The following is a 26,837-nucleotide window of genomic DNA, read 5'->3' as shown; positions in this document are numbered from 1 at the left end:
TTTCGGAATTTCAGGACTTCAGGAAGAAAACCGCTTCGACCTCGACGCTGGCATTGCGCGGCAGCACCGATACGCCGATGGCCGTGCGGGCATGCCGGCCGGCGTCGCCCAGGACCTGCACCAACAGGTCGGACGCGCCGTTGACCACGGCCGGCACCGCGTCGAAAGCCGGCGCCGCCAGCACGTACCCGTTGACCTTCAGGCACCCGCCCACGCGGTCCAGGTCGCCTTCGCAGGCCAACGCCAGCGCCGACAGCAGGTTGAGCCCGCACAGCCGCGCCGCATCATAGCCGCGCTGGACGTCCTCGGGCCCCTGCAGCGCCCCGGTGTATTTCGCCGCCCCATTCAGGGAACTGGTCTGGCCGGCGAGAAAGACCATGTCGCCGTGACGGCGGAACGGCAGGTAATTGGCGGCCGGCGCGGGAATGGGCGGCAATTGCAGGTCGAGCGCGCGCAGGCGTTCGGCGACGGTGTTGCTCATGGGTTCATACCTCCGTGGAAAGCAAATGGGCGTGGCCGGCATGCTGCTCGCCCGCGTCGTCGGGCGCCTGCCCGGCCAACCGCGCGAAAGCCTCTTCCACGTCCAGGAAATCGAATTTCTGGCGGCGCAAGGACAGCAGGCTCTCCAGCGCGTCGAGATGCCGCGCCATCAATTTCCCGGCGCGCGCGGCGTTGCCTTCGGCGATGGCCTGGGCAATCGCCTGGTGCTCGTGCGGGCCGGCGCAATTGGGCGAGGTGCAGTCGTGCACGGTCGCCGGCGCGAACAGGGAGAAATGCAGCGACGAACGCAGCATCAGGCCATGGTGCATCTCGACCAGGAAGGGATTGCCGGTCAGCGCCACCAGCAGCGAATGGAATTCGGCCGACAGCTTGAAGGCCAGGCCGCGGTCGCCGTCGAGCGCGGCGCGGGCCTCGCGCCGGACATGGTCGGCCAGCCGGTCCACCGCCAACAGGCGGCTGCGCGCGGCGACCTGGCGCGCGATGCCCAGTTCGAGGATCTTGCGCGCGTCATAGATGGCGTGAAGCTCCTCGACGGTGGGCACCGGAATGAAGGTCCCGCGATTGGGAATGGCATCCAGCCACTTCTCGTGCGCCAGGCGATGCAGGGCCTTGCGCACACGCTCGCGGCTGACGTTGAGCACGCGCGCCAGTTGCGGCTCCCGCAGTTTCAGGCCGGGACGCAGCAGCCCCGAGAAAATGGCCCGCCGGATGAGATGGTAGACCGCCTCGTCGGCGTCGCCCGCGGCGGATTTTCCGGCCGCCTCAGGAATCGGCATCGATATCCTCCACCGCCGCGACCAGCAATTTCAGGCCCAGCGCGAAATCTTCCATTTCCATGGCTTCGTGGGGATTATGGCTGCCGTGCTCGTTCCTGACAAAGATCATCGCCGTGGGTACGCCGTTCACGCCGAACACGGCGGAATCATGGCCCGCGCCGCTGGCCATCTGCTTGTGGGCAATCCCGTGCCGGTCCGCCAGGCGCGCCAGGCGATCGCGCAGCGCCGGCGCGATCGGGCCCGGCTTGGCATTGGTATAGCCGCCCAGGTCTATCGTCACGTTGCGCCGGCCGCCGATTTCGCCGGCCAGGGCCCGCAGCTCATGATCGATGCGCAGCAACAGGTCGTTGTCCTGGCTGCGGATGTCCATGGTGAAGCGGGTCTCGCCCGGGATCTTGGTCATGGTGTGGACCTTGCTGTCGGTATAGCACTGTCCGATGGTGCAGACCAGGTCCAGGCCCTGCTCCTCGTACGCGATCCAGAGTGCCTCCAGGCGGTTGAGGAATTCGGCGGTGGCCAGCACCGCGTCCCGGCGCGAGCGGCGCGGCTCGGCGCCGGCGTGGCCGTAGACGCCCATGACACGGCAATGCTTGTAGCGCAGGTTGCCGCGGATCCCCGTGACCACGCCGACCGGCAAGGCCTCCTGCACCAGGATCGGCCCCTGCTCGATATGCAGCTCCAGGAAGCAGGCGATATCCGCGGCGCGCAGTTGCGGTTCGCCGCGGCGGATGCGGTCGGGCTCGAAACCGGCCTCGGCCATGTGTTCGGCCAGGGTGCGGCCGGTGTCGGGGCGCACGCATTGATCCAGCGCCTCGGCTTCCAGCAGGCCCCAGGCGGCGCGGCTGCCGATATAAGGGGCGGGGAACCAGGACAGCTCCTCGGCGCGCACGCCCATCACCGTGATATCGCGCCGCGGCTGGCGGCCGGCGCGCCGCCAGCGCGCCAGCATCGCCATGCCGGCCACCACGCCCGCGGCGCCGTCGTAGTTGCCGCCATCGGGCACCGAGTCCAGGTGCGAGCCCGTCATGATGGCCGGCAGCGCGCGGTCCGTCCCGGGCAGGGTCAGGTAGAGATTGCCGGCGGCGTCGATGCGTTCCTCCAGCGCCAGGTCGCGGCCCAGGGCGCGCATCAGGTCATGGGCCATCTGCTCGCCCTGGCCGTAGGAAGCGCGCGTCACGCCCTGTTCGCCGCGCGAACCGGCGCGCAGTCGGTCGAACAGCGAAGCGGCCAGCGCGGTTTCGGGACCGAGGTCGACGCACAGCGCGCCGGCGGGGACGGGCGCGGAAGATGAAGGCGGGACGGAGGCGGGCAAGGCAGAGACGGACGGCACATCAGCGGACATAGCGGCTAACTCCCAAGACGCGCTCCATGATCAGCGCGAAGACGATGGTGAACATGATCAATACGCCGGCCACCGCGGCCGCGCGCACGTCCAGCAGGTTCTCGATCAGGTTCCACAGCCGGATCGGCAGCACCTCGGTGCGGGCGTCGGACAGGAAGAGCGAGACGGGCACGTTGTCGAACGAGAACATGAAGGCGATGAAGCAGCCGGCCAGGATGGCGGGCAGCGCCAGCGGCAAGGTGATGCGGCCGAAGGTGCGCATGCCCGAGCCGCCCAGGCTTCGCGAGGCCTCCAGCAGCGAGGGGTCGATCTGGCCGAAGCCGATCAGCGCGGTGCGCAGGATGTAGGGCGTGGACAGCGCGACGTGGCCGATCACGAGGCTCCAATAGGACAGGGGCACGCCGATCAACTGCAGCCACACCAGCATGGCCAGGCCCAGGCTGATGCCGGGCAGCATCATAGGCGACTGGAAGAAGGTTTCCAGCGCGCGCGCCCAGGCGGCGCGCCGGCGCGCCAGGTAGAGCGCGGCGCCGGTGGCCATGACGCCGGCCGCGGCCGTCGCCAGCAGCGACACGCGGACACTGACGGCGAAGGCATCCCAGATGTCGTCCGACGCATTCCACAAGGCCGCGTACCAGCGCCAGGACGGGTCTTGCGGCGGGAAGCGCAGCGACTCGCCGCCATTGAAGGAGGCGGCCAGGGCGACCAGCGTTGGCACCAGCAGCAGCGCCGCGGCCAGCACGGCCATGCCGGCGCTGGCCGCATGCCAGGACCAGGCATCGAGGCGGCGCGCGAAGGTGTCGCGGCGGGACGGCGCGACGAAGCCGGCATCAGCCATGGATGTACCCCTGCGAGCGCCGGGCCAACGCGGTCCCGGCGAAGATGATGGCGCTGACGGTCACCATGAGGATCACGGCCAGGGCGGCGGCGAAGGCCCATTGCTGCGTGAGCACCGATTGCTGGTAGATGTACATGGGCATGTACAGCAGGCCGCCGCCGCCCAGGATGGTCTGCGCGACGAAGGCGCCGACCGCCGACGCGAAGACCAGCGAGCCGCCCGCGATCACGCCCGGCACGCTCAGGGGCAGGATGACCCGGGCGAAAGTGCGCCAGTGGCCGCCGCCCAGCGAGCGCGAGGCCAGCGCCAGGCTGGGGTCGATCCGGGACAGCACCGTATACAGCGCCAGCACCATCATGGGCAGTTCGATCTGCGTCAGGCCGATGACGACGGCGGTCTCGGTGAACATGATGCGCAGCGGGCGATCGATGGCGCCCAGCGCCATCAGCAGGCCGTTGACCGGCCCCTGGTTGCCCAGCGTCACCAGCCAGCCGAAGGTGCGCACGATCGCGCTGACCAGCAGCGGCAGCGTCGCCAGCAGCAGCATGGCCCGGCGCAGCCGCTCGTGCCGCGTGGTGGCCATCGCCAGCGCGTAGGGGAAGCCGGCCGCCAGCGTGGTCAGCGTGGTGACGGCGCCCAGCCGCAAGGTGGAGAACAGCACGCTGAAGGTCATGGGGTCGCCCAGGGCGCGGGCGAAGTGCGCCAGGGTCGGCCGGTCCCCGAGTCCGCGCAGGCTCATGACCAGCAGCACGATCTGCGGTGCCAGGACGAAGGCCAGGAAGTACAGCAGCAAGGGCAGGATCAACAGCGCCGATAGATCCTGGCCCTGGCCCCGGCGCTTGCGCGCGCGGGCGGGCGGCAGGCCGGGGGCGGCGATGGGCGGAGCGGCGGCAACCATGGGGGCGTAGGGCTGGGGCATGGCGGGAACGGGTCCGGGGCGGAAGCGGATCACGGCGGGAGGGTCACGGCGGCGGGGTCACGGCAAGAACACGGGGCAGGCCGCGCCGGGCTTGATGCGCACGCGCACCCGCGCGCCGGCCGCCAGGCCGTCGCTGGCGGGCGCGCGCGGCGCGGCCAGTTGCAACGCGCTGCCGTCGGCCAGCGTCAAGGCGATGCGCGTCGTATGGCCCATGGGCCGGGCGTGGCGCACGGTGGCCTGCACGCCGTCGTCGCACAATTCGACCTGCTCCGGCCGCAAGGCCAGGCGCGCGGCGCCGGCGCGGCGGCAGGGACCGGCCGACTGGAAGCGGAACTCGACGCCGCCGGCCGTGCGCAGCGACCAGGCGTCGTCCGCTTCCTTGCTCAGCGCGCCGTCCACGAAGGTCGTGCTGCCGACGAAGCCGCTGACGAAGGGCGTGCTGGGCGCATCGTAGATTTCCGAGGCCGTGCCGAACTGCACGACCTGGCCGCCGTTGAGCACCGCGATGCGGTCGGCCATGCCCATGGCCTCTTCCTGGTCGTGGGTCACCATGACCGTGGTGATGCCCAGCTCGCGCTGGATGCGCAGCAACTCGCCTTGCATCTCCTCGCGCAGGTTCTTGTCCAGCGCGCCGAGCGGCTCGTCCAGCAGCAACAGGCGCGGCGAAATCGCCAGCGCGCGCGCCAACGCGATGCGCTGCTGCTGGCCGCCGGACAACTGGCGCGGCAGCCGCTGGGCATAGCCCGACATGCGCACGACGTCCAGCATTTCGCTCACCTTCGGCGCGATCAAGGCCCTGGGCGCGCGGTGGCAGCGCAGTCCATAGGCCACGTTCTCGGCCACCGTCATGTGCGGGAACAAGGCATAGTTCTGGAAGACCATGCCGATGCGCCGCTGCGCCGGCGCCAGCGCGGAGATGTCCACGCCGTCGAGCAGCACCGTGCCGCGATCGGGCTGGACGAAACCGGCGATGACGCGCAGCAGCGTGGTCTTGCCGCAGCCGCTGGGGCCCAGCAGGGCGATGAACTCGCCGGCGGCGATCCGCAGGTCGATGCGGTCGACCGCCACGGTATCGCCGTAGCGGACTTCGATATCCTGGAGTACGAGCGCGGCGCGGGGGTCCGTCATGCGGGCATCCTGATTCAGAAAGTCGGAAAGCGAACCTGGCCCTGCGCCATTGAACGCATCCGGCGATGGATGCGCCCGGCGGCCGGACAGGCAGGCGGTCGGATTCGTCGGAGCGGCCCTGCGTGCGCGGGACCGCCCCACCCGGTCGATGCAATATCCATGCCAAATTTCCCTGCCGGGCGGCGGTTGCGAAGCCATGGCGCGCGCCCCATTTCCGTGCACGATCCGGTCCGAAATGTGCACATTCCAGGTTCGGATGTGCACAGATGGTGCAGCCCGGCAGGCCACGCACGGCGCCCGCGCCGGCGCCGGAAACGCCATGAAGGCCGCGCGCACGGCGTCCTTGCGGGCGTCGCGCCGGCGCCGCCGCCGGCCGCGGGAAATTTGGCATGGCTATTGCTTTTGACTCGTCCGTGGGCCCGCGGCCCGGAACCTGGACGAACCATGAGTGAACTGCTGATCGAACGCGACCTGCACGGCTACGGCAACGCACCGCCCGCCGTGCGTTTTCCCCACGGCGCGGCCCTGGCCGTGTCGCTGGTGGTGAACTTCGAGGAAGGCGCGGAATGGTCGGTGGCCGACGGCGACGCCGCCGGCGAGCGCATGGCCGAGATCCACAGCGTGATACCCGCGGGCCAGTGGGACCAGGGCACCGAGCAGCAATTCGCCTACGGCATGCGCGCCGGCGTGTGGCGCGTGCTGCGCGCGCTGGAAAAGCACCGCCGCCACGTCACCTTCTATATGTGCGGCCGCGCGGTCGAGCGCTCGCCGCATATCGCGCGCGCGATCGTCGCGGCCGGCCACGAGGCCGCGTGCCACGGCTGGCGCTGGCAGCCGCACGCCGGCTACGCCAGCCGCGAGGCCGAGCGGGCCGACCTGCTGCGCTGCCTGGATGCCATGGAGCGCGCCACCGGCCAGCGTCCGCGCGGCTTCTTCTGCCGCGGCAGCGAAAGCCGGTGGACGCGCGGGCTGCTGCGCGAACTGGGCTTCGCCTACACCAGCAACGGCCTGGACGACGACCTGCCCTATTGGGACCGCGACGCCGCCGGGCACGGCGGCGAGCCGCTGCTGGTCATCCCCTACGCCTTCGACACCAACGACATGAAGTTCTTCCACCCCAACGGCTTCGTGCGGGCCGGGGACATGGTGGACTACGTGCGCGACGCCATCGAGGTGCTGCTGGAGGAAGGCCGCGCCGGCGCGCCCAAGCTGCTGAACATCGGCATGCACCTGCGCATCGTCGGCCGGCCCGGACGCTTCCTGGCCCTGCAGCGCATCCTCGAAATCCTGGACGGCTACGGCGACCGGATCTGGATGCCGCGCCGCATCGATCTGGCCGGTTTCTGGCGCGAGCGGTTTCCCTCCCACCCCTGACAGTCCCCACGCAAGGAAGGTCCCCATGAACGATTCCAGTTTGACCCGCCGGCGCCTGCTCGCCGGCCTCGGCGGCCTGGCCGCGGCCGGCATTCTGCCGGGCATGGCCCGCGCGCAGTCCGGCGGCAAGATCGTCGCGCAGACGTTTCCCGGCGTCTGGGAGCAGGCCGCGCGCGCCATCGTCGTGCCGGCCTACAGCAAGGTGGCGCCGGGCGGCGCCACCATCAGCCCGGCGGTGATCGTCGATGCGCTGGCCAAGCTGGCGGCGTCGAAGAACGCCCCGCCCTACGACGTCATCATGATCGACGAACCCGGCGAGATCGCCGCCCGCGCGCAAGGCCTGCTGGCGCCCCTGCCCGTGGACAAGATGCCCAACCTGGCGCGCCTGCCCAAGACGCTGGTGGGCGCCGGCGGCTATGGCGCCATGGCGGCCCTGCAGGCCTTCGGCATCGCCTACAACCCGCGCACGGTAAAGCAGGCGCCGACGTCCTGGGAAGACCTGTGGCGGCCGGAATACAAGGGACGCGTGTTGATCAGCGGCCCCGACACCACCATCGGCATGACCTGGATGGTGGCGCTGGCCAAGATGCATGGCGGCGACGAACGCAACCTGGAACCGGCCTGGAAGGCGCTGGAGAAACTGAAGCCGAACATCGCCACCATCCCGCCCAATCCGGGCGCGGTGGGCCCGCTGTTCCAGCAGGGCCAGGCCGATATCGCGGTGGGGTTCCTGGGCGTGGTGGAGCCCTTGCGCGCGCGCGGGGTGGACATCGCCATCGCCCGCCCGGAGACGGGCTGGGGCCTGGTCAGCAATATCGCGCACCTGGTCGCGGGCTCGAAGCTGGCGGACCTGGGCGCGGCCTACATCAATACCCTGCTCGACGCCGGCGTGCAGGCCGAACTCGCCAAGCCGCCCTACTACAGCATTCCCAGCAACCTGGACGTGCCGTTCAACGGTACCCTGGCCAACGTGGCGCCCAACCTGCCGGAGCTGCTGAAGTCCCGCGACATGGACTGGGCGCCGATCGCGGCGCAGCGGCGCGAGCTGATCGACCGTTTCAACCGCGAATTCCGGCGCGGTTGAAACGGGGGGTTGAAGCGGGGGAGTTGAAACGGGCCAGCGCGGGAAGGCCGGCCGGCCCTCGCTACAGCACCGCCCCCTGCTTGCGCAGCGCGGCGATGGTGTCGGCCGACAGGCCGGCGCGCGCCAGTACCTGGTCTGTGTGCTGGCCGAAGGTCGGCGCGGCGTAGGGCGCGGCGCAAGGGGTGCGGCCGTACTTGATCGGCTTCTGCAGGCCGCGGTAGCTGCCCACCACCGGGTGCTTGAATTCGGCGATCAGGTCCTCGGACCTGACCTGCTCGAAATCGAACATGTCCTCCACGCTGCGCGCCGCCGCGCAGGGGACTTCCTCGCCGAACAGCGTTTCCCATTCGAGGGCGGTGCGGGCGGCCAGCGCCTGGTGCAGGCGCGGCACGATTTCGTCGCGGTGCTGGGCGCGCTTGCGCACGGTGTCATAGCGTTCGTTGGCGGCCAGTTCCTGCAAGCCGGTCTTCTCGCACAAGGCCTGCCAGAAATGCGGCGTGTTGGCGGAGATGTAGAGATACCCCTCGCGCGTCGGATGCAGGCCCGTGATGCCGCCCGAACGCATGTCGCGTCCCACGTCGCGCGGCTCGCCCTCGGCCCAGATCAGGCGCGCCGACTGCAAGGCCATGGCGCTGCGCAGCAGCGACACTCCTACATACTGCCCCTCGCCGCTGCGTTCGCGCTCGTACAGCGCGGACGCCACGCTGCTGGCCACCATGGCGGCGGCGTAGTAATCGACGATGGAGCCATAGAGGATTTCCGGCGGCCCTTCGCTCTTGCCTTGCAGCGTGCACATGCCGGTGAGGGTTTGCAGCACCTGGTCGTAGCCCGCCTTTTCCTTCAGCGGGCCGGTCTCGCCGTATCCCGTCACGGCGCAGTAGACGAGCCGCGGGTTGATGGCGCGCAATTGCTCGTAGCCGATGCCCAGGCGGTCCGGCACGCTGGGCCGGAAGTTGTGCACCAGCACGTCGGCCTGGCGCACCAGCCCGCGTAGCACTTCGCGCGCGGCTTCCTGCTTGAGGTCCAGCGCCAGTCCCTGCTTGCTGCGGTTGACGCCGAGAAAGGCGCGGCTTTCGGCGGCCAGGGTCGACGGATACTTGCGCAGGTTGTCGCCCGCGGGCGGTTCGATCTTGATGACTTCGGCGCCCTGGTCGGCCAGCAGCGTGCAGCCATACGGGCCGGCGATGTAGGCGCTGAGATCCAGGACGCGGATGCCGGCCAGCGGGCCGCCGGCCAGCGTGGGCAGGGATTCGGAATGGGTAGATGTCATGAGGGACTTCCTGAATGATGGAATACGGCGGCGCTCACTGCGCCAGCAGGCCCAGGCGGCGGGCCAGCGCGACGACGGCTTCGGCGCGGCGCACGAAGGGGCCGTCTATCATTTTCCCGTCGACGACGTAGGCGCCGACGCCGCGCGCCCGCGCATCGGCGGCGGCCTCGACCACACGCTGCGCATGGGCGATTTCCTCGTCGCTGGGACGGAAGGCCTGGTTGGCCAGCGCCACCTGGGAGGGATGGATGCAGCTCTTGCCGAGAAAGCCCAGGCGGCGCGCCATCGCGGCTTCGGCCAGGTAGCCGTCCTGGTCCTTGATGTCGGCGAAGGCCGAGTCGTAGGCGAACACGCCGGCCTCGCCCGCGGCCAGCCGTAGCTGGAACATGGCCAGGCGCACGGCCTCGGGGTCGCGCCGCGCGATGTTCAGCGGCTCGAACAGGTCGCCCAGGCCCAGTTGCAGGCCGGCGACGCGCTCATGGGCGGCGGCCAGCTCGGCCGCCACGCGCAGGCCGCGCGGGGATTCGATATTCAGCAGCAGGCGCACGGGCTCGGCGACGCCGTTGGCGCGCTCGGCCCGGATCACCGCGTCGGCGGCGGCGACCACCTGTTCGACGCTGTCCACCTTGGGCACATTGAGCAGTTGCAGGCCGGGGCGCACCACGGCCTGCACGTCGGCATGGAAATGCGGCGTGTCCTGGGCGTTGACTCGCGCGATCAGCACCTTGCCGCTGCCGGCGGCGGCGTCCGAGGCCAACAGCCGGCCCAGTTCCTGGCGCGCCTCGTCCTTGCGGCTCTCGGAGACGGAGTCCTCCAGGTCGAAGGACAAGCCGTCGGCCTCGCTGGCGAGCGCCTTGGGAAACAACTCCGGCCGCGAGCCGGGCACGAATAGCTTGCTGCGCATCAACATCTCTGGATCTCCTTCCTGGTCTCTTCCTGGGGGCCCGCCGTATCGTCGGCCGGCCCACCGCGCATCTTACCGGGCCGCCTTTGATGATATAAAGCGATGTTTCCTAATACGCCAGGTGAGAAATTCGCATGAAGCTGTCCGCCTTCCGCACGCTCAACGCCGTCCTGCGCGGGGGCAGTTTCGCGGCGGCGGCCGCCGACATGAACCTGTCCCCCAGCGCCATCAGCTTGCAGATGAAGCAGATGGAAGAGTACTTCGGCCAGCCCCTGTTCGACCGTTCGGCCCTGCAGGTGCGCCCCAACGCCTTCGCGGCGGAGATCGACGCCGTCCTCCAGGACGCCTTCACCCGGCTGGAAACCCTGCGCCGGCGCAGTTCGCCGGGCATCGAGGGACGCGTGCGGCTGGGCACGATCGAACCGTTGCAGGTCAGCCTGCTGCCGCGCCTGTTGCGCCAGGCCCGCCAGCGCTATCCGCAACTGGACGTGCGGCCGGTGCGCGGCCGCGGGGCGGACCTGGTGGATCAACTGAAGAGCGGCGAGCTGGATGCCGCCATCATCGTGCGGCCGGAAAGCGGCGGCTCCAGCCGCCTGAGCTGGACCCCGCTGTTCCGGGAAAAGCTGGTGCTCATCGCGCCGCCCGCCTCGACCGGGACCGACATCGCCGAACTGTTCCGCGAGCACGAATGGCTGCGCTTCGACAAGTCCACCATCGGCGGCCGCATCGCCGCCCGCTACGTGGCCGAGCATGCCCCGCACGCGCGCAGCCGCGTCGACATGCCCTCGCTCGCCGCCCTGACGGCGCTGGTCTCCGGGGGACTGGGCGTGTCCATCCTGCCCGAGCCGGGCGAGCATCTCTACGTCGCGCACCCCGTGCGGGTGATCCCGTTGGGCCGCAACCCGCCCTATCGCCAGATCGCCTACGCCTGCCGCGCCACGGACCAGGACAATCGCCTGGTGCAGGCCGTGCTGGACTGCGCGCGGCCGGAGCCGGCGGAAGCCGCGGCGCCCACGCGGCCCGCGCAGGGTACGTAAAGTACCGGATCGCGCGGACCACGAGAGGCGCCAGATACGGCGCCGTGGAAGGCCGGATGAGGCGCGCTTCCCCGCGCGCCCTGCCCCGGCCGCTGCTCACACGCGCGGCGGATCCGTCTCCCGCTGCGGGTGGCGATGCATGGCCACCGCCTTCACGAACGCCCCCAGGGCGGGCGTGGCGTCGGCGTCGCCGCCGAACACCAGCCCGGGATCGGGGTCGCCGTCAGGCAGCAGCAGGGGAATGCCCGCCTCGTCCAGCAGCGCCTGCGCCGCGCCCAGCGCCAGGATGGTCTTGCCGTGCCGGTAGATGTTGCGGATGAACTCCAGCGCCTGGCCTTCGTCGGCCAGCTCATCGGTCACGGTGTCCCCCGGCGGCAGCGCCAGCGCGTCGAACAGCACGGCGGGCGAATTCTCCAGGGAGGCCTGGGCGTCCAGCGTGCCGCCGCCGGCCGTCTCCACCGGACCGATGCGGGCGGCGACCAGCAGCGGCACCGCGCCCTCCTCCACCAGCGCCTGCTGCAGCGATTCGATGGCGGCGCCGTCCACGCCCGGCGCGATCATGATGGCGATCTTGCGCGTGCGGATGCCGCCCGCGCCCGGCCGCGCGGTCAAGGACAGCGTCGGCGATTTCGTGACTTCCGGCTTGGCGGGATTTTCCAGCGCGCGCGGCATGGGCTGCGGCAGCGCCATACCCAGGCCCTCGGCCACCGCGCGGGCCAATTCATCGGACACGTTGCGCAGGCCGGAAACCATGCGCTCGCGGATGGCGGGCACCGTCACCTTGCTCAATTCGAAGCGGAAGCCGGCGACGATATGCCGCTTTTCGAAGGGCGCCTGGCTTTCGTAGAAAAGACGGGCCTGGGTGTAGTGGTCGGCGAACTTCTCCGGCTTGCCGCGCAGCTTGTCCTCCTTCATCGGCTCCGGGAAGGACACGAAGCCCCGCGTCCCCGCCTGGAAAGGACAGCCGCCGCCCAGGGAATTGGGCTCGTAGGCGACGCGGCCGCGCGCCACCGCCTGGCGGTGCATGCCGTCGCGCTGGTTGTTGTGCACCGGCGCCAGCGGCGAGTTGATGGGAATTTCGTGGAAATTGGGACCGCCCAGCCGGCTGATCTGCGTGTCGACATAGGAATGGATGCGCCCGGCCAGCAGCGGATCGTTGGAAAAATCGATGCCCGGCACCACGTGCGCGGTGCAGAAGGCGACCTGCTCGGTTTCCGCGAAGAAGTTGTCGGGGTTGCGATTGAGCACCATGCGGCCCACCGGCGTCACCGGCACCAGCTCCTCCGGCACGATCTTGGTGGGATCGAGGATGTCGAAGCTGAAGGCCTCGGCCTGCTCCTCGGTGAAGATCTGCAAGCCCAGTTCCCATTCCGGATAGGCGCCCGCCTCGATCGCTTCCCACAAATCGCGGCGGTGGAAGTCGGAATCGGCGCCCGAGATCTTGACCGCCTCGTCCCATACCAGGGAATGCGTGCCTTCCTTGGGATTCCAGTGGAATTTACAGAACACCGACTCGCCCGCCTCGTTGACCAGGCGGAAGGTGTGCACGCCGAAGCCCTGCATCATGCGGTAGCTGCGCGGAATGGCGCGATCGGACATCGCCCACATCAGCATGTGCGTGATCTCCGGCATCAGCGAGGCGAAGTCCCAGAAGGTGTCGTGGGCCGAGGCGGCCTGCGGCATGCCGTGGTGCGGCTCGGGCTTGACCGCGTGGACCAGGTCGGGAAACTTCATCGCGTCCTGGATGAAGAACACCGGCATGTTGTTGCCCACCAGGTCCCAGTTGCCCTCGTCGGTATAGAACTTGACCGCGAAACCGCGCACGTCGCGCGCCGTGTCGGTGGAGCCGCGTTCGCCGGCCACCGTCGAGAAGCGCACGAAGACGGGCGTGATCTTGCCGGCCTCCTGGAACGGCGCAGCGCGCGTGTATTGCGTAAGCGGCTTGTAGTTCTCGAAATAGCCGTGGGCGGCCGATCCGCGCGCGTGCACGATGCGCTCGGGTATGCGTTCGTGGTCGAAATGGGTGATCTTCTCGCGCAGGATGAAGTCTTCCAGCAAGGTGGGGCCGCGCAGCCCGGCCTTGAGCGAGTTCTGGTTGTCGGCCACCAGCACGCCCTGGTTGGTGGTCAGCGCCTGGCCGGCGTTGTCGACCCGCACCCGGTCCAGCGCGCCGGTGACCGGACAGGCGCCCGCGGGCGCGGCGCCGCCCGTCTTGCCGCCGTCGTTGCTTTCGCTGAGGGTGCTGCCGGTGATGCTGGGGTCCGCGGGCTCCACCGTCTGGCCCGCGGGCGGCGCCACGGCGTTGTCGCGGCCGTGTTCGAGCGCCTTGGTCTCGTTGTAAGGCATCCCGGCGGATAAGGCCTGCACGCCCGCGGCATGACGCGCCAGGGCGTCGTCGGCGCCGAGGACCTGGGCGGGACCGGTCGACGTCGTGCGAGCGGCGGATTTGGCGGCGGCCTTCTTCCCACTGCCTTCCGCGCTCTTGGCGGGCTTGCTGGCAACCTTTTTACCGGGCGTGCTTGCAGTTTTTTTCGTGCTGGCCATGGCTGTCTGCTCCTGAACGGGGTGGGGGATGTCGAAGCGGTTCGCATCAGCAATTCCCGTTCCGAGGGCAGGCATGAAGGCCGGGCCCGGCCTTGGCAAGCGTTACAAGATGTCGTCCAGCAGGTCCGGCCCGAAGACCTCGCGGTGCACGCGTCCGGCCGGCACGCCCGCCTCCAGCAGGGCCGCGCGCTGGATCTGCATGAAAGGCAGCGGCCCGCACAGGTAGTAGTCCGCATCGGCCGGCGCCTGCTTGCCCAGCACGCTCGGCAAGGTCATGCGGCCGGCGTGCGTGGTGGCGCCGGCCACCGGCGCCTCGCTGTCCGCCGGCAGCGACTCCAGGAAATAGTGCGCGTTGAACGAGGCCATCCGCTTGCCGGCGTCCGCCACGTCGTCCAGATGCGCCAAGCGGGCGCGGTCGCGGGCCGCGTGCGCGAACAGCACCGGCCGCCCGGGGTTGCGCCGCGCCATGGTGTTCAGCACGGAAATCATGGGCGTGATGCCCACGCCGGCCGACAGCAGCACGATGGGCGACTTGCCGTCCAGCACGGGCGCGAAATCCCCGTAGGGGCGGCTGACCATCAGCACGTCGCCGACCTTGGCGTTGTCGTGCAGCCAGTTCGACACCACGCCCGCCGGAGTGCCCTCGCCCGCGGCTTCGCGCTTGACGGAAATGCGCCAGCTCGCGCCGTTGGGCGCATCCGACAGGCTGTACTGGCGCTGCTGGAACACGCCGGGGCGCAGTTCGACCACCACCGATACGTATTGGCCGGGCTGGAAATCCGGCAAGGGCGTGCCGTCCACGGGCGCCAGGGTCAGCGAGACGATCTCGCTGCCTTGCGCACAGCGCTCGGTGACGCGCAGCGGCAGGCGGTGGTCCGGCTCGGCCTTGCTGCGTTCGTACAGGCGCCCTTCGGCCGCGATCAGTTCGGCGGCCAGCAGCCAATAGGCTTCGTCCCAGGCCGCCATCAGTTCCGGCGTGGCGGCGTCGCCCAGCACCTGCTTGATGGCGCCGAGCAGGTGCCGGCCCACGATGGTGTAGTGCGACGGCTTGATGCCGACCGCGGCGTGCTTGTGCACGATGCGGTCGAGCACGGGCGCGAGGACATCCGCGCGGTCGTAATTGGCGGCGTAGGCGAACACCGCCGACGCCAGCGATTGCTGCTGCGCGCCGCTGGCCTGGTTGCCCATGTTGAACAGGTTGGTCAGGTCCGGACGATCGGCGAACATATTGCGGTAGAACGTCTTGGTGATCGTCAAGCCATGTTCGCGCAATACGGGAACGCTGGCGTCGATGTAGGGCCGGGACTGCTGCGACAACATGGTGAACTCCTAAAAGATATATTTTCCATGCAACTTTAAAGGCGGACCGGCATGGCGCGGCGCGCCGCCGGCGCGCTGCCGCATGTACGGACCAGGGCGCGCCGATGAGGGAAGGCGGTGTCATTCTATTTAAGTTGTATTTCACATGCAACTTAAAGACAATTATCGCGGATCCGCATGCTAGACTTTTGATCCACGTCAAACCCGCCCGCCTCCGCCCCCAGGCGCCACCCAGGCCGGTTACGCCATCGACCTCCAAGCGCCCTCCCCATGCGACTTACCGACTACACGGACTACAGCCTGCGCGCGCTGATCTACGTGGCGTCGCATCCCGACGAATCCGTCACCATCCAGCACATCGCCGATGCCTACGGCATCCCGCGCAATCACCTGATCAAGATCGTGCAGAAGCTGGGCCAGGCGGGCTTCCTGCGGACGGCGCGCGGCCGCGCCGGCGGCCTGCGGCTGGGCCGCCCGGCCGGGGAGATCAACATCGGCGAGGTGGTCCGCACCACGGAAAGCGACTTCGCCCTGGTCGAGTGCTTCCACGAGGAAGACCACTGCGTCATCACCCGCGCCTGCGTGCTCAAGGGCGTGCTGCACCGCGCGCTGCAAGCCTGGTTCCAGGTGCTGGACGGCGTCACCCTGTTCGACCTGGTCGACAGGCCGGCCACGCTGAACCGCGCCTTCAGCCAGGCCCTGGCGCTGGCCGACGTGCGGGACGAATTGCGCCAGGCGGCGTCCAAGCGCGCGGCGCCGCCCCGCCGGGGCGGCGGCCGGCGTCAGGCCGGGACCTGAATCCGGGTCAGCGGCACGTGCTGCTGGCAGCCGTACACATCGCGGTCCTGAAGGTCGCCGGAACTGACCGGCCGCTTGATGGTGATCTTGAAGGCGCGCGCCGCGTCGAACGGCGTGCAGACCAGCACCTGGTCCGGGGCGATGGAAAACGCCCGCGCCACGTTCTCGACATTGATCACGCCGCTGTGCTTCACGTGCAGGTACGGCGCGTCGGCGTCGAACATGATGTCGAACGTCAGGTCGAAGGGACCCGAATTCTTGCTGCGGATGACCTTGGCGTAGGCCGTCATCGGCCGGGTCTTTTGGGAGGTCGATTCTGCCATGATCAATTCCGGATGTTCTCGTAGTGGATGGGGAAGCACTCCGTGGCGTCGGCCACCGGCATCAGGTGATAGACGGAGAAGCGGTAGGCGGGCCCCACCGGCACGCCGAAAGGCGAGAACGGATAGGCCATGTTGCCCGCGGTCGTGAGGATGCCGGGGTAGTCCGCGTGCTGCAGCACGCCCCGCGTGAACATCGCGACCGCCGTCGCCGTGTCCTGGTCCGGCGCCACGGCGTCGATGACCAGGCCGATTTCCTTGGGCACGTGGTCCAGGTCCGGCTCCAGCGCGCCCATCACGCCGTTCTTGCCGTATTGGCGGAACAGCAGGCTGATGCCGTTCTCCTTCAGGCCGAAGCGTTCCTCGGCGCGCTCGCGGGCATGCGCCAGCACGTGATCCAACTGTTCGATCATGACCGCGTCGCGGATGCCGACCACCACGATGCTGCGATAGCCCAACTGCTCGGCGCCTTCCAGCTTGACGCGGTAATCGGCGTCCTGGATGTAGCGGCTGCCGCGCACCTGCACGATGCGCCTGTCGACCTGCTCGAAGGTCGCGTGCGTCAGGTCGTTGATGCCGCCGGGCCCCGCCTGCAGGAAAGGATCGCTGCGCTCGTACAGCGAGTGCCCGGCCACCGACACCGTAGTGCAGCGGCTATCGGGATTGCCGGGCTCCACTTCGAAGTGATCCTCGCGCACGCGGCCTATCATGGGCTCGCCCAGGTCGTAGGGCACGGCGGACAATCCGGCGCATTCCAGGATCTTGCCGCAATGCAGCGACAGGCCCGGATCGAAGCCGCGCAGCACCGGCATGGCGGCGAACACGGCGTCGTCGCAGGCCCGTCCGGCGATGATGACCTCGGCGCCCGCCTCCAGCGCGCGCATGAAGGGCTCCATGCCCATCTGCGCGACGATGGGGCCGGCGGCGTCGACCATCCGCGCGGTCAGGCCGCTGTCGGGGCCGAGGGCCTCCAGCGGACCGTGGGCGGCGATTTTTTCCTTCAGGTATTTCTTGTCGATTTCCGCGCCGATGACCGCCAGCTTGAAGGAGTGCTTCTGTTCCGCGGCGACGTCGCGCACCATGCGGACCATGAGCTCCAGCGTGGCGTTCGAGCCGTTGGTGATGGCCGAGCCGATCAGCAGCGGTATCCTGGCCGCGCGGGCGGCCGCCAGCATCACCGCCAGGTCGCGCCGATAGGCGGACAAGGGCAGGAAGGCCTTGTCCGCGCCGTGATAGTACGGCCCCATGTCGGTGGAGCCCGCGTCCTGCCCGATGAAATCGGGATTGGCCTGCATGGCGCGCTTGAACGACGCCAGGTTATAGCCGCTGCCCATCGAGCCCGATGGCGCCACGCCGGTTACTTGCTTCATCATTTCTTCCTGCCTGGGTGAGTATGGGGTGATTCGGTGGCTAGTTGGTGGCCAGGTTCACGGACTTGGCCAGGTTCGCCCAGCGCTGGCCGTCGTCGGCCATCATGGCCTCGAACGCCGCCGCCGAGCCGCCCTTGATTTCCATGTTGTTGTCGGCCATGAGCTTCCTGAATTCCGCGTTCGCCAACACGCCGTCGACAATGCTCGCCAGTTTCCGCACGCGATCGGCGGGCGTGCCCTTGGGCGCCATCAGGCCGATCCATACGGACGCCTGCACGTCCGGATAACCCAGCTCCGCGAAGGTCGGCACGTCGGGCAGGCTGGCCAGCCGCTGCTTCGCGGCCACCGCCAGCGGCCGCACCATGCCGGATTGCGTCAGCGGCTTGGCCGATCCCACGAAAGTGAACAGCAGCGGCACCTGGCCGCCGGCGAGGTCTTGCAGCGCGGGCGCCGCGCCGCGGTACGGCACGTGGGTGAAATGCGCGCCCATCTTCTGGGCCAGCAGCTCCAGCGCCAGGTGGGAAATGCTGCCCGTGCCGGAAGAGGCGAACTGCAAGGCCTCGTGCCCGCCCCTGGCGGCTTGCGCCACGTCGGCGAAGGTCTTGTACGGCGACTTGGCGCTCGCGTAGAGGACGGCCGTCTGGTCGACCAGATGCACGATAGGCACCAGGTCGGTCTTCGGGTCGTAGCTCATGTCCTTGTAGATCAGCGGGGCGATGGTCACCTGGCCGTTGCTGGCCAGCAGCAGGGTGTTGCCGTCGGCGGGCGCCTTGACCACCTTGTTCGCGCCGATCAGGCCGCCGGCGCCGCCGACGTTTTCGAGGATCATGGACTGGCCGGTCGCCTTCTCGAACAGTTGGGCCAGCGGCCGGCCCACGGTGTCCAGCGATCCGCCGGCGGGATACGGCACGATGACGGTGATCGGGCGGTCGGGGAAGGCGCCGGCGGCGACGGCGGGCGCGGCGGCCGACCCCAGCGCGGCGGCGACGGCGGCCATGGCGATCGGAACGGCGGCGATTGCGGCGGCGCGAGACAGCCGCCGGCGGATGAACGTGTATGCGAGCTTCATGACCTGACCCCTTGTCTGGTTGCGGACGCCTCTGCGGGCGACCCGTCCGCCTTGTCCGGCGGCTTAAAAATTCTAGGGAGAGGCCGGGGAAAAGTCGTATTCCGTTATGGAAAAACGCCATAACGTCACGTTAAGAACCGCGTGAATACAGGCGCTGCCGGGAGGCGGCCGGCGAATCGCGGAGCTACGCCCGGACGCGAAAAGGCCGGTACTCCCCCGTCGTCAGGCGGGAACCAACAGCGGATGCCGCAAGGCCCGCACTTCGTCGACGAAGGCCTGGACCATGGCCGAGAGGGGTTCATGGCGCGAATAGCCGATGCGCACCTGCAGGTCGATGGTGGGCGTCAGTTCCCGCACCTGGAGATCCGGCCATGCGCCGCCGATCTGCGCCAACTCGTCGACCAGGGCGATGCCCAGGCCCTGCTGCGCCAGGGCGCAGGCCACGTGAGTCTGCATGACCTCCGCCACCCAGCGCGGCGCGATGCGGGCGCCGTCGTAAAGGCGGCCGATGGCGTGCGCCAGCGGGGTCTCCGCCCCGTAGCCGATGATGCGTTCGTTCTTCAGGTCGGTGACGCGCAGCCGCTTGCGCTCGGCCAGCCGGTGGTCCGCCGGCAGCACCGCCACCACCCGGTTGCGGAACAGCTTGTGCACCTGGATGCGGGGATGCTGCACCGGCACCATCGCCACCAGCACGTCGGCGCGCTGCGTCAGCACCGAATCGATCAGCGGCTCGGCGAGCATGCCTTCCAGGATGACCTGCGCGTCCGGGAAACGGCGCGAGAAGGCCGCGATGCCCATGGGCATCAGCGCATAGGCCAGGCTGGGACTGCAGGCGACCCGCAGCACCCCGCCCGTCTGGCTGGCCATGTCGCTGGCCAGGCCGTTGATGCGCTGCACGCCCTGGTACAGCACCTCGACTTCGTTGAACAGCCGGTGCGCCTCGGGCGTCGGATGCAGCCGGCCGCGCAGGCGCTGGAACAGCGCGAAGCCCAGCCGCGACTCGGTGTAGGAAATCAACCGGCTGACGGCGGGCTGCGAGACATGCAGGAGTTGCGCGGCGCCGCTGACCGAGCCGGCGAGCATGACAGCGCGAAAGACTTCGATCTGGCGCAGATTCATCGTTACCCCACGGCGCCCTCCGGCCCCGCCCTGCCCCGGCCATTCGTCCGGCCGGTTCCGACGCGCCGGCCGCGCCGGCGCCGCATGAGTTCACCATGCGGCCGCGCCCCTGTCGATAATCGGATTCCCGGGCCGATGGCAGCCGGACGCGGCGCTACCAGCTATACGTCGCCTCCGCCAGGATCAGCCGCCGCGATCCGTAGTTGCACGCGTTCATGCTGTACATGCACGAGGCCACGCGAGCGGATCGCGCCCGCCTGCGGCTGTCAGTCGAGCGTGATGTTTTCCCGCCGGATGACTTCGCCCCAGGTCCGGATTTCCTTGTCGATACGCTGCTGGAACGCCTCCGGTCCCGTGGTGACCACCTCGCCCTGGACGCTCAGCGTGGCTTGCGCCTTGGGGTCCTGGAGCGCTTGCCGGGTCAACTCGAAAAGCTTCCGCTTGATCGGTTCCGGCGTGCCGGCCGGCGCCAGCAGGCCCGCCCAGATGATGACGTTGAAATCCGGCACGCTGCCTTCCTGGATGGAAGGCACGTCCGGCAAGGCCGCCACCCGCTTGTCGGACGAGACGGCCAAGGCCTTCAACTTGCCCGTCCGGATCTGCGGAATGGCCGACCAGACGTCGAAGACGGAATCGATTTCGCCGCTCAGCACCGCGACCTCGGCAAGCGAGGCGCCCTTGTACGGCACGTGGGTAGCCTTGAAATTCTGGTGATTGCCCATCATCGCGAAGCTCAAGTGCGCCGCGTTGCCCGGACCGGCGGAACCATAGGTCAGTTCACCGGGCTTGGCACGCGCGTAGGCCACCAGGTCCTTCGTGGTTTCGATCTTGTTCTTCTTCGCCCATTCCGGGTTGATGACCAGAATGAACGGCGACTCCACGAGCGTCGTGATCGGCGTGAGCTGGCTGGGTTTGTAGGGAATCTTCTTGTAAAGCTGCGGATTGATCGTGATGCTGCTGGAGTTGGTCACCAGCAAGGTATAGCCGTCCGGATCGGCGCGCGCCACCTCCGACACGCCCAGCATGCCGTTGGCGCCCGCCTTGTTCTCGACGATCACCGGCTGGCCCAGTCCCTTGGACAGACCGTCGGCGACCACGCGGCCTATCGTGTCGGTGAACGACCCCGCCGGGAACGGCACGATCAGCCGTATCGGCTTGCCGGGCCAGTTGCCCGGCTGCGCGGCGGCGGCTGCCGGGTAGATGAAAGCGGCCGCGGCGGCCAGCGCCAAGGCCTGCCGGTAGGCGCCCGCCAGGAAGCGGCGGCGCGGTTTCGAGAGTTGTCTCATCCTGATTTTCCTTTTTTTTCCTGGTAGTGGATCAATTGGCCGAGGGTCGCCTGGCCTTGGGTCTGGCTTGGGTGCCGCACACGCCGGCCGCCTCCAGCGCATCGACTGCCGCATCGTCGAGATCCAGCAAGGCCGCGAAGACCTCTCGCGTATGCTGGCCCAGCGTCGGCGCGGGCCGCGCGACAGGCAGCGGCGCACCGGCCTCGCGCAGTGGCGGACTTGTCGACTTGTAGCGCCCGGCGTAGGGTCGTTCGGCGGTTTTCCAGAAACCGCGCGCGTTGAGATGGGCGTCGTCGAGCACCTCGCGCATCGGACGGACGACACCGGCCGGAATGCCGGCGGCCTGCAAGGCGGCCATCGCCGCATCGGCATCCAGGCGCGCCGTCCAGGCAGCGATCGCGGCGCCCACCTCCTCGCAGCGGGCTTGCCGGCCGGACGCCGCGCGCAGGCGCGCATCCTGTTCCCAGTCGAATCGGCCCAGCAACCGGCATAGCGCGATCCATGCCGCGCCGGTATCCACGCTCAGCGCCACCCAGGCATCCTCGCCCGCGCAGCGGTAGCATCCGTGCGGCGCCCTGAGCGGATGCCGATTGCCCTGGCGGGTCGGTACGCGGCCCGCCACCGATTGCTCGATCATGAAGGGCGCGGTCATGGGCAGCATGGCCTCCACCTGCGAGAAGTTGATGTGGCGTCCTTTCCCCGTCACCCGCTGTGCCAGGATGCCCAGCAGCAGCGCGGCGCCGGCGTTCATGCCGCCGACCGGGTCGCCGAAGGCGTAGGACGTCATCGCGGGCGGATGCGCCGCATGGCCCGTGTACAACGGCAGGCCGCTGGCCTGCTCCAGCGTGCCGCCATAGGCGCGGGTGTCGCTCCATGCGTTGCCGAGCCCGAAGGCCGGCATCGACAGGACGACGATGCCCGGATGAACGGCGCGCATCGTGTCGTAAGCCAGGCCCAGCTTGGGGAGCACTTCCGCCGAATAGTTCTCGATGCAGGCGTCGCACAGCTTCAGCAGAGATAGCAGCAACTCGCGTCCCCGCGGTTGAGTGAGGTCCAGCGTGATGCCCAGCTTGTTGCGGTTCATCATGTTGAAGTTGCTGACCTTCTCGTACAAGCGTTCACGGTAGAACGGTTCGTTGAAGTTGGTGCCGCGCCACCAGTCCGGATAGGTGATGCTCTCGACCTTGATCACGTCGGCGCCCAGGTCGGCGAGCGTCCGGCTGGCCAGCGGGCCGGCCCAGCCCATGGACAGATCCAGGATGCGCACGCCCGCCAGCGGCAGGCTGCCGGCCGGCGCGGGCTGCCGCCGCGCGGCGGCGCGCGGGGCATGGGGAAGCGAACGATAGAGGTCGCCGTGCGCGCCGAACCGCGGCGCCTCGCCGCCCGGCAAGGGCCCCTCGGCGCCCAGCCGAAACGGAACGACGGGCCCCTCGAAGCGCACGCCGCCAGCCGCGACGACGGCGAACGCGCCACGCTCCCTGTGCACCTGCTGCCGCAGCAGTTCCTCCATGGATGGCACCAGGACGGCAGGGTACTTGCGCGCTCCCAGTCTTTCGAACCATTCCCGGGCCGTGCGCCGGCGCATGGCCGGAATCAGGAACGCGTCGATCTCGTCGGCATGGTTTATCCGGTCCGGCCCGGTGGCGTAGGCCGGCGCCGCCGCCAGTTCGGGACGGCCGATCTCCGCGCACAGCGCCGACCATTGCGGCAAGGTATGCGTGAATAGCCCTATCCAGCCATCGGCCGTTTCATAGATACCGGCGGGGTGCGCATTGCAGAACCGGTTGACGCCGAGCCGGCGCAGCGGATGGCGGCCATCCTGCACCATGCCTGCTTCCATCTCGACGAGCCCGAAGACGGCCTCGTGCAGGCTCAAGGTGTAATGGCGGCTGCCTTGCGCGCGGCCGATCCACGCGGCGATGGCGGCGGAGAAGGCCTGCAGTCCGCCCACGATGCCGACCTGGAGATCGTGCGGCATGTGCGGCGGCCCCGCGACGGGACCGCTGCCGTGGACCGCGCCGGACAGTGCGCGCACCACCGATTCGGCGCCGGCAAACCCGCTATAGGGGCCATCCGCGCCAAACCAGGTGAAATCGATGCGAATCGGGTCGCCGGCGCGGCCGGCGTCGTCCCTGGTCCATAACGGGCCGGGCGCCGCGTCCGCGCTCAGCGCGCGTCCGTCCAGCACCACGTCGCAGCCGATGGCCAGTTCGGCCAGCCACCGCGCATCGCGCCCGGGGTCTGCCCTGACACTGCGCTTATTGGTGTTGAGCCAGGCGAACAGCGCGCTTTCGCTATCCGGATCGCGCGGATTCAGCAAGGGCGGCATTTTGCGCCACTCGTCGCCTTGCGCCGGCTCGACCTTTATCACCTCGGCGCCGAAGTCGGCGAAGAGCTTGCCGGCATAGGCCACGGCCGGTCCGCTGCCGATCTCCAGCACCCGCAGGCCATTCAGGACCAGCCGGTCCGGGTCGGACGGCGCCATCGATGCATCCGTTGTCGTCATCGCGCTCACCACGTGTCCACGAACGAACGCCGCGCCCGTCCCGCCCGCGCGTCGGCCGATGCGATGCCCTTCACGATCCACCGCCGCGTTTCGGCGGGATCGATGACCGCATCGATCTCGACCGCGGCCGCGGTGCTGATGGCGTTGCCCTTCTCGTACGCCTGGGCCACAAGCTTGTCGAACAGCGCCTTGCGCTCTGCCTCGCCGCCGGCGGCTTCCAACTCCTTCTTGAAGCCGAGCCGGATGGATCCCTCCAGCCCCATCGGACCGAATTCGCCGGTAGGCCAGGACAAGGTCATGTCCGCCGCGCGGAATCCGCCGCCCGCCATGCCCATCGCGCCGAGCCCGTAACCCTTGCGCAACGCGATCGCCAGCAGCGCCACGCGGCGCTTGGCGGCTGCAACGAAAAGACGCGAGACGTGCCGCACCTGGGCGCGCGCCTCCATCTCGGGGCCCACCATGAATCCCGGGGTGTCGATGAGCGAGACCACGGGCAGTCCATGCGCGTCGCAAAGCTGCAGGAAGCGCGCCGCCTTGTCGGCCGCATCGGCGTCGATGGCGCCGCCGAGGTGATGCGGATTGTTGGCCATGATGCCGACCGGCTGGCCTTCCACCCGGGCCAGGGCCGTGTGGATGCCCAGGCCGAAACCCGCCCGCAGGTAAATGACGCTGCCCACGTCGGCGATGCCCGCGATCGCCTTGCGCGAGTCGTACACGCGGGCGCGGTTCTCGGGCACCACGCCCCTCAGCGCCAGCGCATCGGGCGCCGTCCACGTTTCGGTCCGCCCCTGGAACATGGACAGATAGTGCCTGGCCGCCCGCACCGCCTGCGCCTCGTCGTCGACCAGGACGTCGATGACGCCATTGGCGTACTGCACCGCCGCCGGCCCGACGTCCTCGGGGCGGAAGACGCCCAGGCCGCCGCCTTCGATCATCGCCGGGCCGGCCATGCCCAGGTTGACCGACCGGTCGGCGATGATCACGTCGCAGCAGCCCAGGAAAGCCGCATTGCCGGCGAAGCAGCGGCCCGAGACGATACCGACCATGGGAACCTCGCCGCTGAGCTCCGCCATGGCGGCAAAGCCCGGCTGCCACAGGCCCGAGACCGACGGCACATCGACGTCGCCGGGGCGGCCGCCGCCGCCTTCGGCGAACAGGACCAGCGGCAGGCGGTCGCGCTGCGCGACAGACACGATGCGGTCCGTCTTCACATGGTTGCGCTTGCCCTGCGTCCCCGCCATGACGGTAGCGTCATAGGCGATCACCGCTGTCTGGGCCCGGGACGACGCGAACAATGCGCCGTTGACGCTGCCTATCCCCGTGATAACGCCATCGGCCGGGGTACTGGCGATCAGATCCGGCAGGCTGCGGCGGCTGGCCTGGGCAGCCAGCGCCAGGGCGCCGAACTCGACGAAACTGCCGGCATCGCAAAGATCCGCCACGTTCTCGCGCGCGGTGCGCTGGCCGCGCGCGCGCCGCTTCGCCACGGCCTGAGGCCGCGCGGCGTCGTAGAGGACGGCATGGCGATCCAGCACGCGCTGCAGATCGGCGCGGACCGTGTTCGGGTCGGCCTCCTGCTCCTGATCGGCCGCGAGTCCGTCCGCGTCGGCCGGCGCCATCACGAGCAGGACCTGCCCTTCCCTGACGAGCACGCCGGCCTCGCACCGGCGATCGACGATCCGCCCGGTCACGGCGGCGCCGACCGAATGCTGCATTTTCATCGCCTCCAGCACGCAGACCGTCTGGCCCTCGGCCACCACCTGGTCCACGCCGGCCGGCATCTCGACGAGCAGGCCGCTCATCGGCGCGCGGATGGCGACCAGGCCGTCTTCCGGGTCATCCTCCGCCGCCGCCTCGCCGGCGCGCGCCGAGGCATCCGACGCCAGCGATGGCGCCAGGTCTTCCAGCGACTTCGCATTGTCGTTCTGCTCGATGACCCGCGCGGCCGCCAGCAGCTCCTGCAATATCTCCTCGAAATACCGCGTATGGTTCTTCTGGCTGACGAAATCCTCCCGTTCGGCCAGGGCGCGCAACAACCGCAGGTTCGTCGGCATGCCCACCACCCTGAACTCCGCGAGGCTGCGCCGCAGGCGCCGCACCGCGTCGCGGAAATCGTCCGAAGGGCTGGTCACGATGACCTTGGCCAGCAAGGTGTCGAACTGCGGCGAGGGCGCGTAGCCGCTGTAGCCATGGGTGTCGACCCGCACATCCGGACCGGTGGGCGGATCGAAGCGCTCCAGGCGGCCTTGCGCCGGACGCGCCAGGCCCTGCGCATCGGTGGACTCGCCATTGACCCGCGCCTGGATCGCGAAACCGCGCGGCCTGGGCGGCGCGGCGGGATCGATGCCCGACTCCCGCAAGCCACGCCCCATCGCCAGGCCGATCTGCAGGCTGACCAGGTCCACGCCGGTCACCTGCTCCGTAATCGTGTGCTCGACTTGCAGGCGCGGGTTGGCCTCGATGAAGACGAAGCTTTCCTGTTCGCCGGCCTCGTCTTCCTCGACCAGGAACTCGAAGGTGCCGAGGCTGCGGTAATGCACCTTTTGCGCAAGCCGGATGGCCGCCTCCAGTATCCGTTCGCGCATGTCGGGCGCGAGCACCGGACTGGGCGCGATCTCGACCAGCTTCTGGAATCGCCGTTGCAGCGTGCAGTCGCGTTCACCCAGCGCCACGACATGTTCACCGTCGCCGGCGATCTGCACTTCGATGTGGCGGGCGCGAACGACCAGCCGTTCGGCGTACAGCGCGTCCACCCCGAAGGCGCCGGCGGCCTCCGAGCGGCAGCGCGCGTACGCATCGGCGATCTCTTCGCGCTTGCGCACGACCCGCATGCCCCGGCCGCCGCCCCCGCCGACCGCCTTGATGACAATGCCGGAGGCGCCCTGGGCGTCGAAAAAACGGGCGATGTCGTCCAGCGTGGCGCCGCCCGGCGTCGCCGGCATGACAGGCACCTTGCAATGCCGGGCCAACTCCAGCGCCTGGCCTTTGTCGCCGAACAGCGCCAACTGCTCGGCCGTGGGGCCGATGAAAACCAGGCCTGCCCGCGCGCAGGCGCTGGCGAAGTCCGGCCGTTCGCTCAGGAAACCGTACCCGGGATGAACGGCGTCGCAGCCGGTCGCCCGCGCGGCCGCCAGAATGGCCTCGATGTCGATATAGGCGGCGGGACCGCTGGAGGCCAGCGCGACAGCTTCGTCAGCGAGAAACCGATGGCGCGAATGGGTGTCGTCTTCCGAGTAGACGGCGACCGTGGCGATGCCAAGGTCGTGTGCCGCCCGATGTATCCGCAGCGCGATCTCGCCACGATTGGCAATCAGGACTTTCTTCAAAATGTC

The 26,837-nt window shown here is 69.2% G+C and carries 21 protein-coding genes; 4 read left to right on the top strand and 17 right to left on the bottom strand.

Going from position 1 to position 26,837, the window contains the following annotated elements; translation table 11 throughout:
- Nucleotides 1-10: 10 nt before the first annotated feature.
- Genes CAL29_RS08050 through CAL29_RS08025 form a run of 6 tightly spaced genes read right to left on the bottom strand, consistent with a single transcriptional unit; the run spans nt 11 to nt 5,504 of the window.
- Complete coding sequence (locus CAL29_RS08050) at nt 11-481, bottom strand: RidA family protein (RefSeq protein WP_094852364.1); 471 nt, start codon at nt 479-481, stop codon at nt 11-13.
- A gap of 4 nt (nt 482-485) precedes the next feature.
- Nucleotides 486-1,277, bottom strand: coding sequence for a GntR family transcriptional regulator (locus tag CAL29_RS08045; RefSeq protein WP_094852363.1), 792 nt, complete (start codon nt 1,275-1,277; stop codon nt 486-488).
- On the bottom strand, nt 1,264-2,619 hold the full coding sequence (locus CAL29_RS08040) for a Zn-dependent hydrolase (RefSeq protein ID WP_094852362.1): 1,356 nt from the start codon (nt 2,617-2,619) through the stop codon (nt 1,264-1,266). The genes CAL29_RS08045 and CAL29_RS08040 overlap by 14 nt, the downstream gene beginning before the upstream one ends.
- Nucleotides 2,609-3,457 (bottom strand): ABC transporter permease, encoded by an 849-nt coding sequence (locus tag CAL29_RS08035; RefSeq protein ID WP_094852361.1) that lies wholly within the window; start codon nt 3,455-3,457, stop codon nt 2,609-2,611. The genes CAL29_RS08040 and CAL29_RS08035 overlap by 11 nt, the downstream gene beginning before the upstream one ends.
- Nucleotides 3,450-4,376: an ABC transporter permease gene (locus CAL29_RS08030; RefSeq protein ID WP_218831821.1), complete on the bottom strand. Its 927-nt coding sequence runs from the start codon at nt 4,374-4,376 to the stop codon at nt 3,450-3,452. The genes CAL29_RS08035 and CAL29_RS08030 overlap by 8 nt, the downstream gene beginning before the upstream one ends.
- A gap of 57 nt (nt 4,377-4,433) precedes the next feature.
- Nucleotides 4,434-5,504, bottom strand: a complete 1,071-nt coding sequence (locus CAL29_RS08025; RefSeq protein ID WP_179283946.1) for an ABC transporter ATP-binding protein — start codon at nt 5,502-5,504, stop codon at nt 4,434-4,436.
- Nucleotides 5,505-5,948: 444 nt separating this feature from the next.
- On the opposite strand from CAL29_RS08025, the gene CAL29_RS08020 reads away from it, so the two are divergent.
- Nucleotides 5,949-6,878 carry a polysaccharide deacetylase family protein gene (locus CAL29_RS08020; RefSeq protein ID WP_218831820.1) on the top strand — a complete coding sequence of 310 codons (930 nt, stop codon included), beginning with the start codon at nt 5,949-5,951 and terminating at the stop codon, nt 6,876-6,878.
- A gap of 25 nt (nt 6,879-6,903) precedes the next feature.
- Nucleotides 6,904-7,962, top strand: coding sequence for an extracellular solute-binding protein (locus CAL29_RS08015; protein ID WP_094852360.1), 1,059 nt, complete (start codon nt 6,904-6,906; stop codon nt 7,960-7,962).
- A 61-nt stretch (nt 7,963-8,023) separates the two neighbouring features.
- On the opposite strand, the gene CAL29_RS08010 is transcribed toward CAL29_RS08015, so the two are convergent.
- Together CAL29_RS08010 and CAL29_RS08005 are read right to left on the bottom strand one after the other, a co-directional pair.
- Complete coding sequence (locus CAL29_RS08010) at nt 8,024-9,232, bottom strand: CaiB/BaiF CoA transferase family protein (protein ID WP_094852359.1); 1,209 nt, start codon at nt 9,230-9,232, stop codon at nt 8,024-8,026.
- 34 nt (nt 9,233-9,266) lie between these two features.
- Nucleotides 9,267-10,136: an HpcH/HpaI aldolase/citrate lyase family protein gene (locus CAL29_RS08005; RefSeq protein WP_094852792.1), complete on the bottom strand. Its 870-nt coding sequence runs from the start codon at nt 10,134-10,136 to the stop codon at nt 9,267-9,269.
- Between the two features lie 134 nt (nt 10,137-10,270).
- Between CAL29_RS08005 and CAL29_RS08000 the strand changes: the two genes are divergently transcribed.
- Nucleotides 10,271-11,173 carry a LysR family transcriptional regulator gene (locus CAL29_RS08000; RefSeq protein ID WP_094852358.1) on the top strand — a complete coding sequence of 301 codons (903 nt, stop codon included), beginning with the start codon at nt 10,271-10,273 and terminating at the stop codon, nt 11,171-11,173.
- Nucleotides 11,174-11,269: 96 nt separating this feature from the next.
- On the opposite strand, the gene CAL29_RS07995 is transcribed toward CAL29_RS08000, so the two are convergent.
- On the bottom strand, nt 11,270-13,717 hold the full coding sequence (locus CAL29_RS07995; protein ID WP_094852357.1) for a catalase: 2,448 nt from the start codon (nt 13,715-13,717) through the stop codon (nt 11,270-11,272).
- Between the two features lie 102 nt (nt 13,718-13,819).
- Nucleotides 13,820-15,037, bottom strand: coding sequence for a globin domain-containing protein (locus CAL29_RS07990; RefSeq protein WP_094852356.1), 1,218 nt, complete (start codon nt 15,035-15,037; stop codon nt 13,820-13,822).
- A gap of 270 nt (nt 15,038-15,307) precedes the next feature.
- On the opposite strand from CAL29_RS07990, the gene CAL29_RS07985 reads away from it, so the two are divergent.
- Complete coding sequence (locus CAL29_RS07985; protein WP_094852355.1) at nt 15,308-15,835, top strand: Rrf2 family transcriptional regulator; 528 nt, start codon at nt 15,308-15,310, stop codon at nt 15,833-15,835.
- On the opposite strand, the gene CAL29_RS07980 is transcribed toward CAL29_RS07985, so the two are convergent.
- From CAL29_RS07980 to CAL29_RS07950, 7 genes are all read right to left on the bottom strand, one after another.
- Nucleotides 15,820-16,158, bottom strand: coding sequence for a DUF4387 domain-containing protein (locus tag CAL29_RS07980; protein WP_256977258.1), 339 nt, complete (start codon nt 16,156-16,158; stop codon nt 15,820-15,822). The two genes, CAL29_RS07985 and CAL29_RS07980, sit on opposite strands and share 16 nt — an antisense overlap.
- A 2-nt stretch (nt 16,159-16,160) precedes the next feature.
- A complete protein-coding gene (locus CAL29_RS07975; protein WP_094852354.1) occupies nt 16,161-17,528 on the bottom strand; it encodes an acyclic terpene utilization AtuA family protein in 1,368 nt (455 codons plus the stop codon).
- 37 nt (nt 17,529-17,565) lie between these two features.
- Complete coding sequence (locus CAL29_RS07970) at nt 17,566-18,594, bottom strand: tripartite tricarboxylate transporter substrate binding protein (RefSeq protein ID WP_094852353.1); 1,029 nt, start codon at nt 18,592-18,594, stop codon at nt 17,566-17,568.
- A 222-nt stretch (nt 18,595-18,816) separates the two neighbouring features.
- Nucleotides 18,817-19,713 carry a LysR family transcriptional regulator gene (locus tag CAL29_RS07965; protein ID WP_094852352.1) on the bottom strand — a complete coding sequence of 299 codons (897 nt, stop codon included), beginning with the start codon at nt 19,711-19,713 and terminating at the stop codon, nt 18,817-18,819.
- A 266-nt stretch (nt 19,714-19,979) separates the two neighbouring features.
- On the bottom strand, nt 19,980-20,999 hold the full coding sequence (locus tag CAL29_RS07960; RefSeq protein WP_094852351.1) for a Bug family tripartite tricarboxylate transporter substrate binding protein: 1,020 nt from the start codon (nt 20,997-20,999) through the stop codon (nt 19,980-19,982).
- A gap of 31 nt (nt 21,000-21,030) precedes the next feature.
- Nucleotides 21,031-23,505: a CoA transferase gene (locus CAL29_RS07955; protein ID WP_256977257.1), complete on the bottom strand. Its 2,475-nt coding sequence runs from the start codon at nt 23,503-23,505 to the stop codon at nt 21,031-21,033.
- A 5-nt stretch (nt 23,506-23,510) separates the two neighbouring features.
- Nucleotides 23,511-26,831 (bottom strand): acetyl-CoA carboxylase family protein, encoded by a 3,321-nt coding sequence (locus CAL29_RS07950; protein ID WP_094852349.1) that lies wholly within the window; start codon nt 26,829-26,831, stop codon nt 23,511-23,513.
- Between the last annotated feature and the right edge of the window lie 6 nt (nt 26,832-26,837).

The organism is Bordetella genomosp. 10 (assembly GCF_002261225.1).
GTDB lineage: Bacteria > Pseudomonadota > Gammaproteobacteria > Burkholderiales > Burkholderiaceae_B > Bordetella_C.
This window is presented reverse-complemented; position numbering and strand designations above follow the sequence as displayed.

Coding starts and splice junctions, on each gene's coding strand:
- CAL29_RS08050 (WP_094852364.1), bottom strand. CDS start 481: ATGAGCAACACCGTCGCCGAACGCCTGCGCGCGCTCGACCTGCAATTG.
- CAL29_RS08045 (WP_094852363.1), bottom strand. CDS start 1,277: ATGCCGATTCCTGAGGCGGCCGGAAAATCCGCCGCGGGCGACGCCGAC.
- CAL29_RS08040 (WP_094852362.1), bottom strand. CDS start 2,619: ATGTCCGCTGATGTGCCGTCCGTCTCTGCCTTGCCCGCCTCCGTCCCG.
- CAL29_RS08035 (WP_094852361.1), bottom strand. CDS start 3,457: ATGGCTGATGCCGGCTTCGTCGCGCCGTCCCGCCGCGACACCTTCGCG.
- CAL29_RS08030 (WP_218831821.1), bottom strand. CDS start 4,376: ATGCCCCAGCCCTACGCCCCCATGGTTGCCGCCGCTCCGCCCATCGCC.
- CAL29_RS08025 (WP_179283946.1), bottom strand. CDS start 5,504: ATGACGGACCCCCGCGCCGCGCTCGTACTCCAGGATATCGAAGTCCGC.
- CAL29_RS08020 (WP_218831820.1), top strand. CDS start 5,949: ATGAGTGAACTGCTGATCGAACGCGACCTGCACGGCTACGGCAACGCA.
- CAL29_RS08015 (WP_094852360.1), top strand. CDS start 6,904: ATGAACGATTCCAGTTTGACCCGCCGGCGCCTGCTCGCCGGCCTCGGC.
- CAL29_RS08010 (WP_094852359.1), bottom strand. CDS start 9,232: ATGACATCTACCCATTCCGAATCCCTGCCCACGCTGGCCGGCGGCCCG.
- CAL29_RS08005 (WP_094852792.1), bottom strand. CDS start 10,136: ATGCGCAGCAAGCTATTCGTGCCCGGCTCGCGGCCGGAGTTGTTTCCC.
- CAL29_RS08000 (WP_094852358.1), top strand. CDS start 10,271: ATGAAGCTGTCCGCCTTCCGCACGCTCAACGCCGTCCTGCGCGGGGGC.
- CAL29_RS07995 (WP_094852357.1), bottom strand. CDS start 13,717: ATGGCCAGCACGAAAAAAACTGCAAGCACGCCCGGTAAAAAGGTTGCC.
- CAL29_RS07990 (WP_094852356.1), bottom strand. CDS start 15,037: ATGTTGTCGCAGCAGTCCCGGCCCTACATCGACGCCAGCGTTCCCGTA.
- CAL29_RS07985 (WP_094852355.1), top strand. CDS start 15,308: ATGCGACTTACCGACTACACGGACTACAGCCTGCGCGCGCTGATCTAC.
- CAL29_RS07980 (WP_256977258.1), bottom strand. CDS start 16,158: ATGGCAGAATCGACCTCCCAAAAGACCCGGCCGATGACGGCCTACGCC.
- CAL29_RS07975 (WP_094852354.1), bottom strand. CDS start 17,528: ATGATGAAGCAAGTAACCGGCGTGGCGCCATCGGGCTCGATGGGCAGC.
- CAL29_RS07970 (WP_094852353.1), bottom strand. CDS start 18,594: ATGAAGCTCGCATACACGTTCATCCGCCGGCGGCTGTCTCGCGCCGCC.
- CAL29_RS07965 (WP_094852352.1), bottom strand. CDS start 19,713: ATGAATCTGCGCCAGATCGAAGTCTTTCGCGCTGTCATGCTCGCCGGC.
- CAL29_RS07960 (WP_094852351.1), bottom strand. CDS start 20,999: ATGAGACAACTCTCGAAACCGCGCCGCCGCTTCCTGGCGGGCGCCTAC.
- CAL29_RS07955 (WP_256977257.1), bottom strand. CDS start 23,505: ATGACGACAACGGATGCATCGATGGCGCCGTCCGACCCGGACCGGCTG.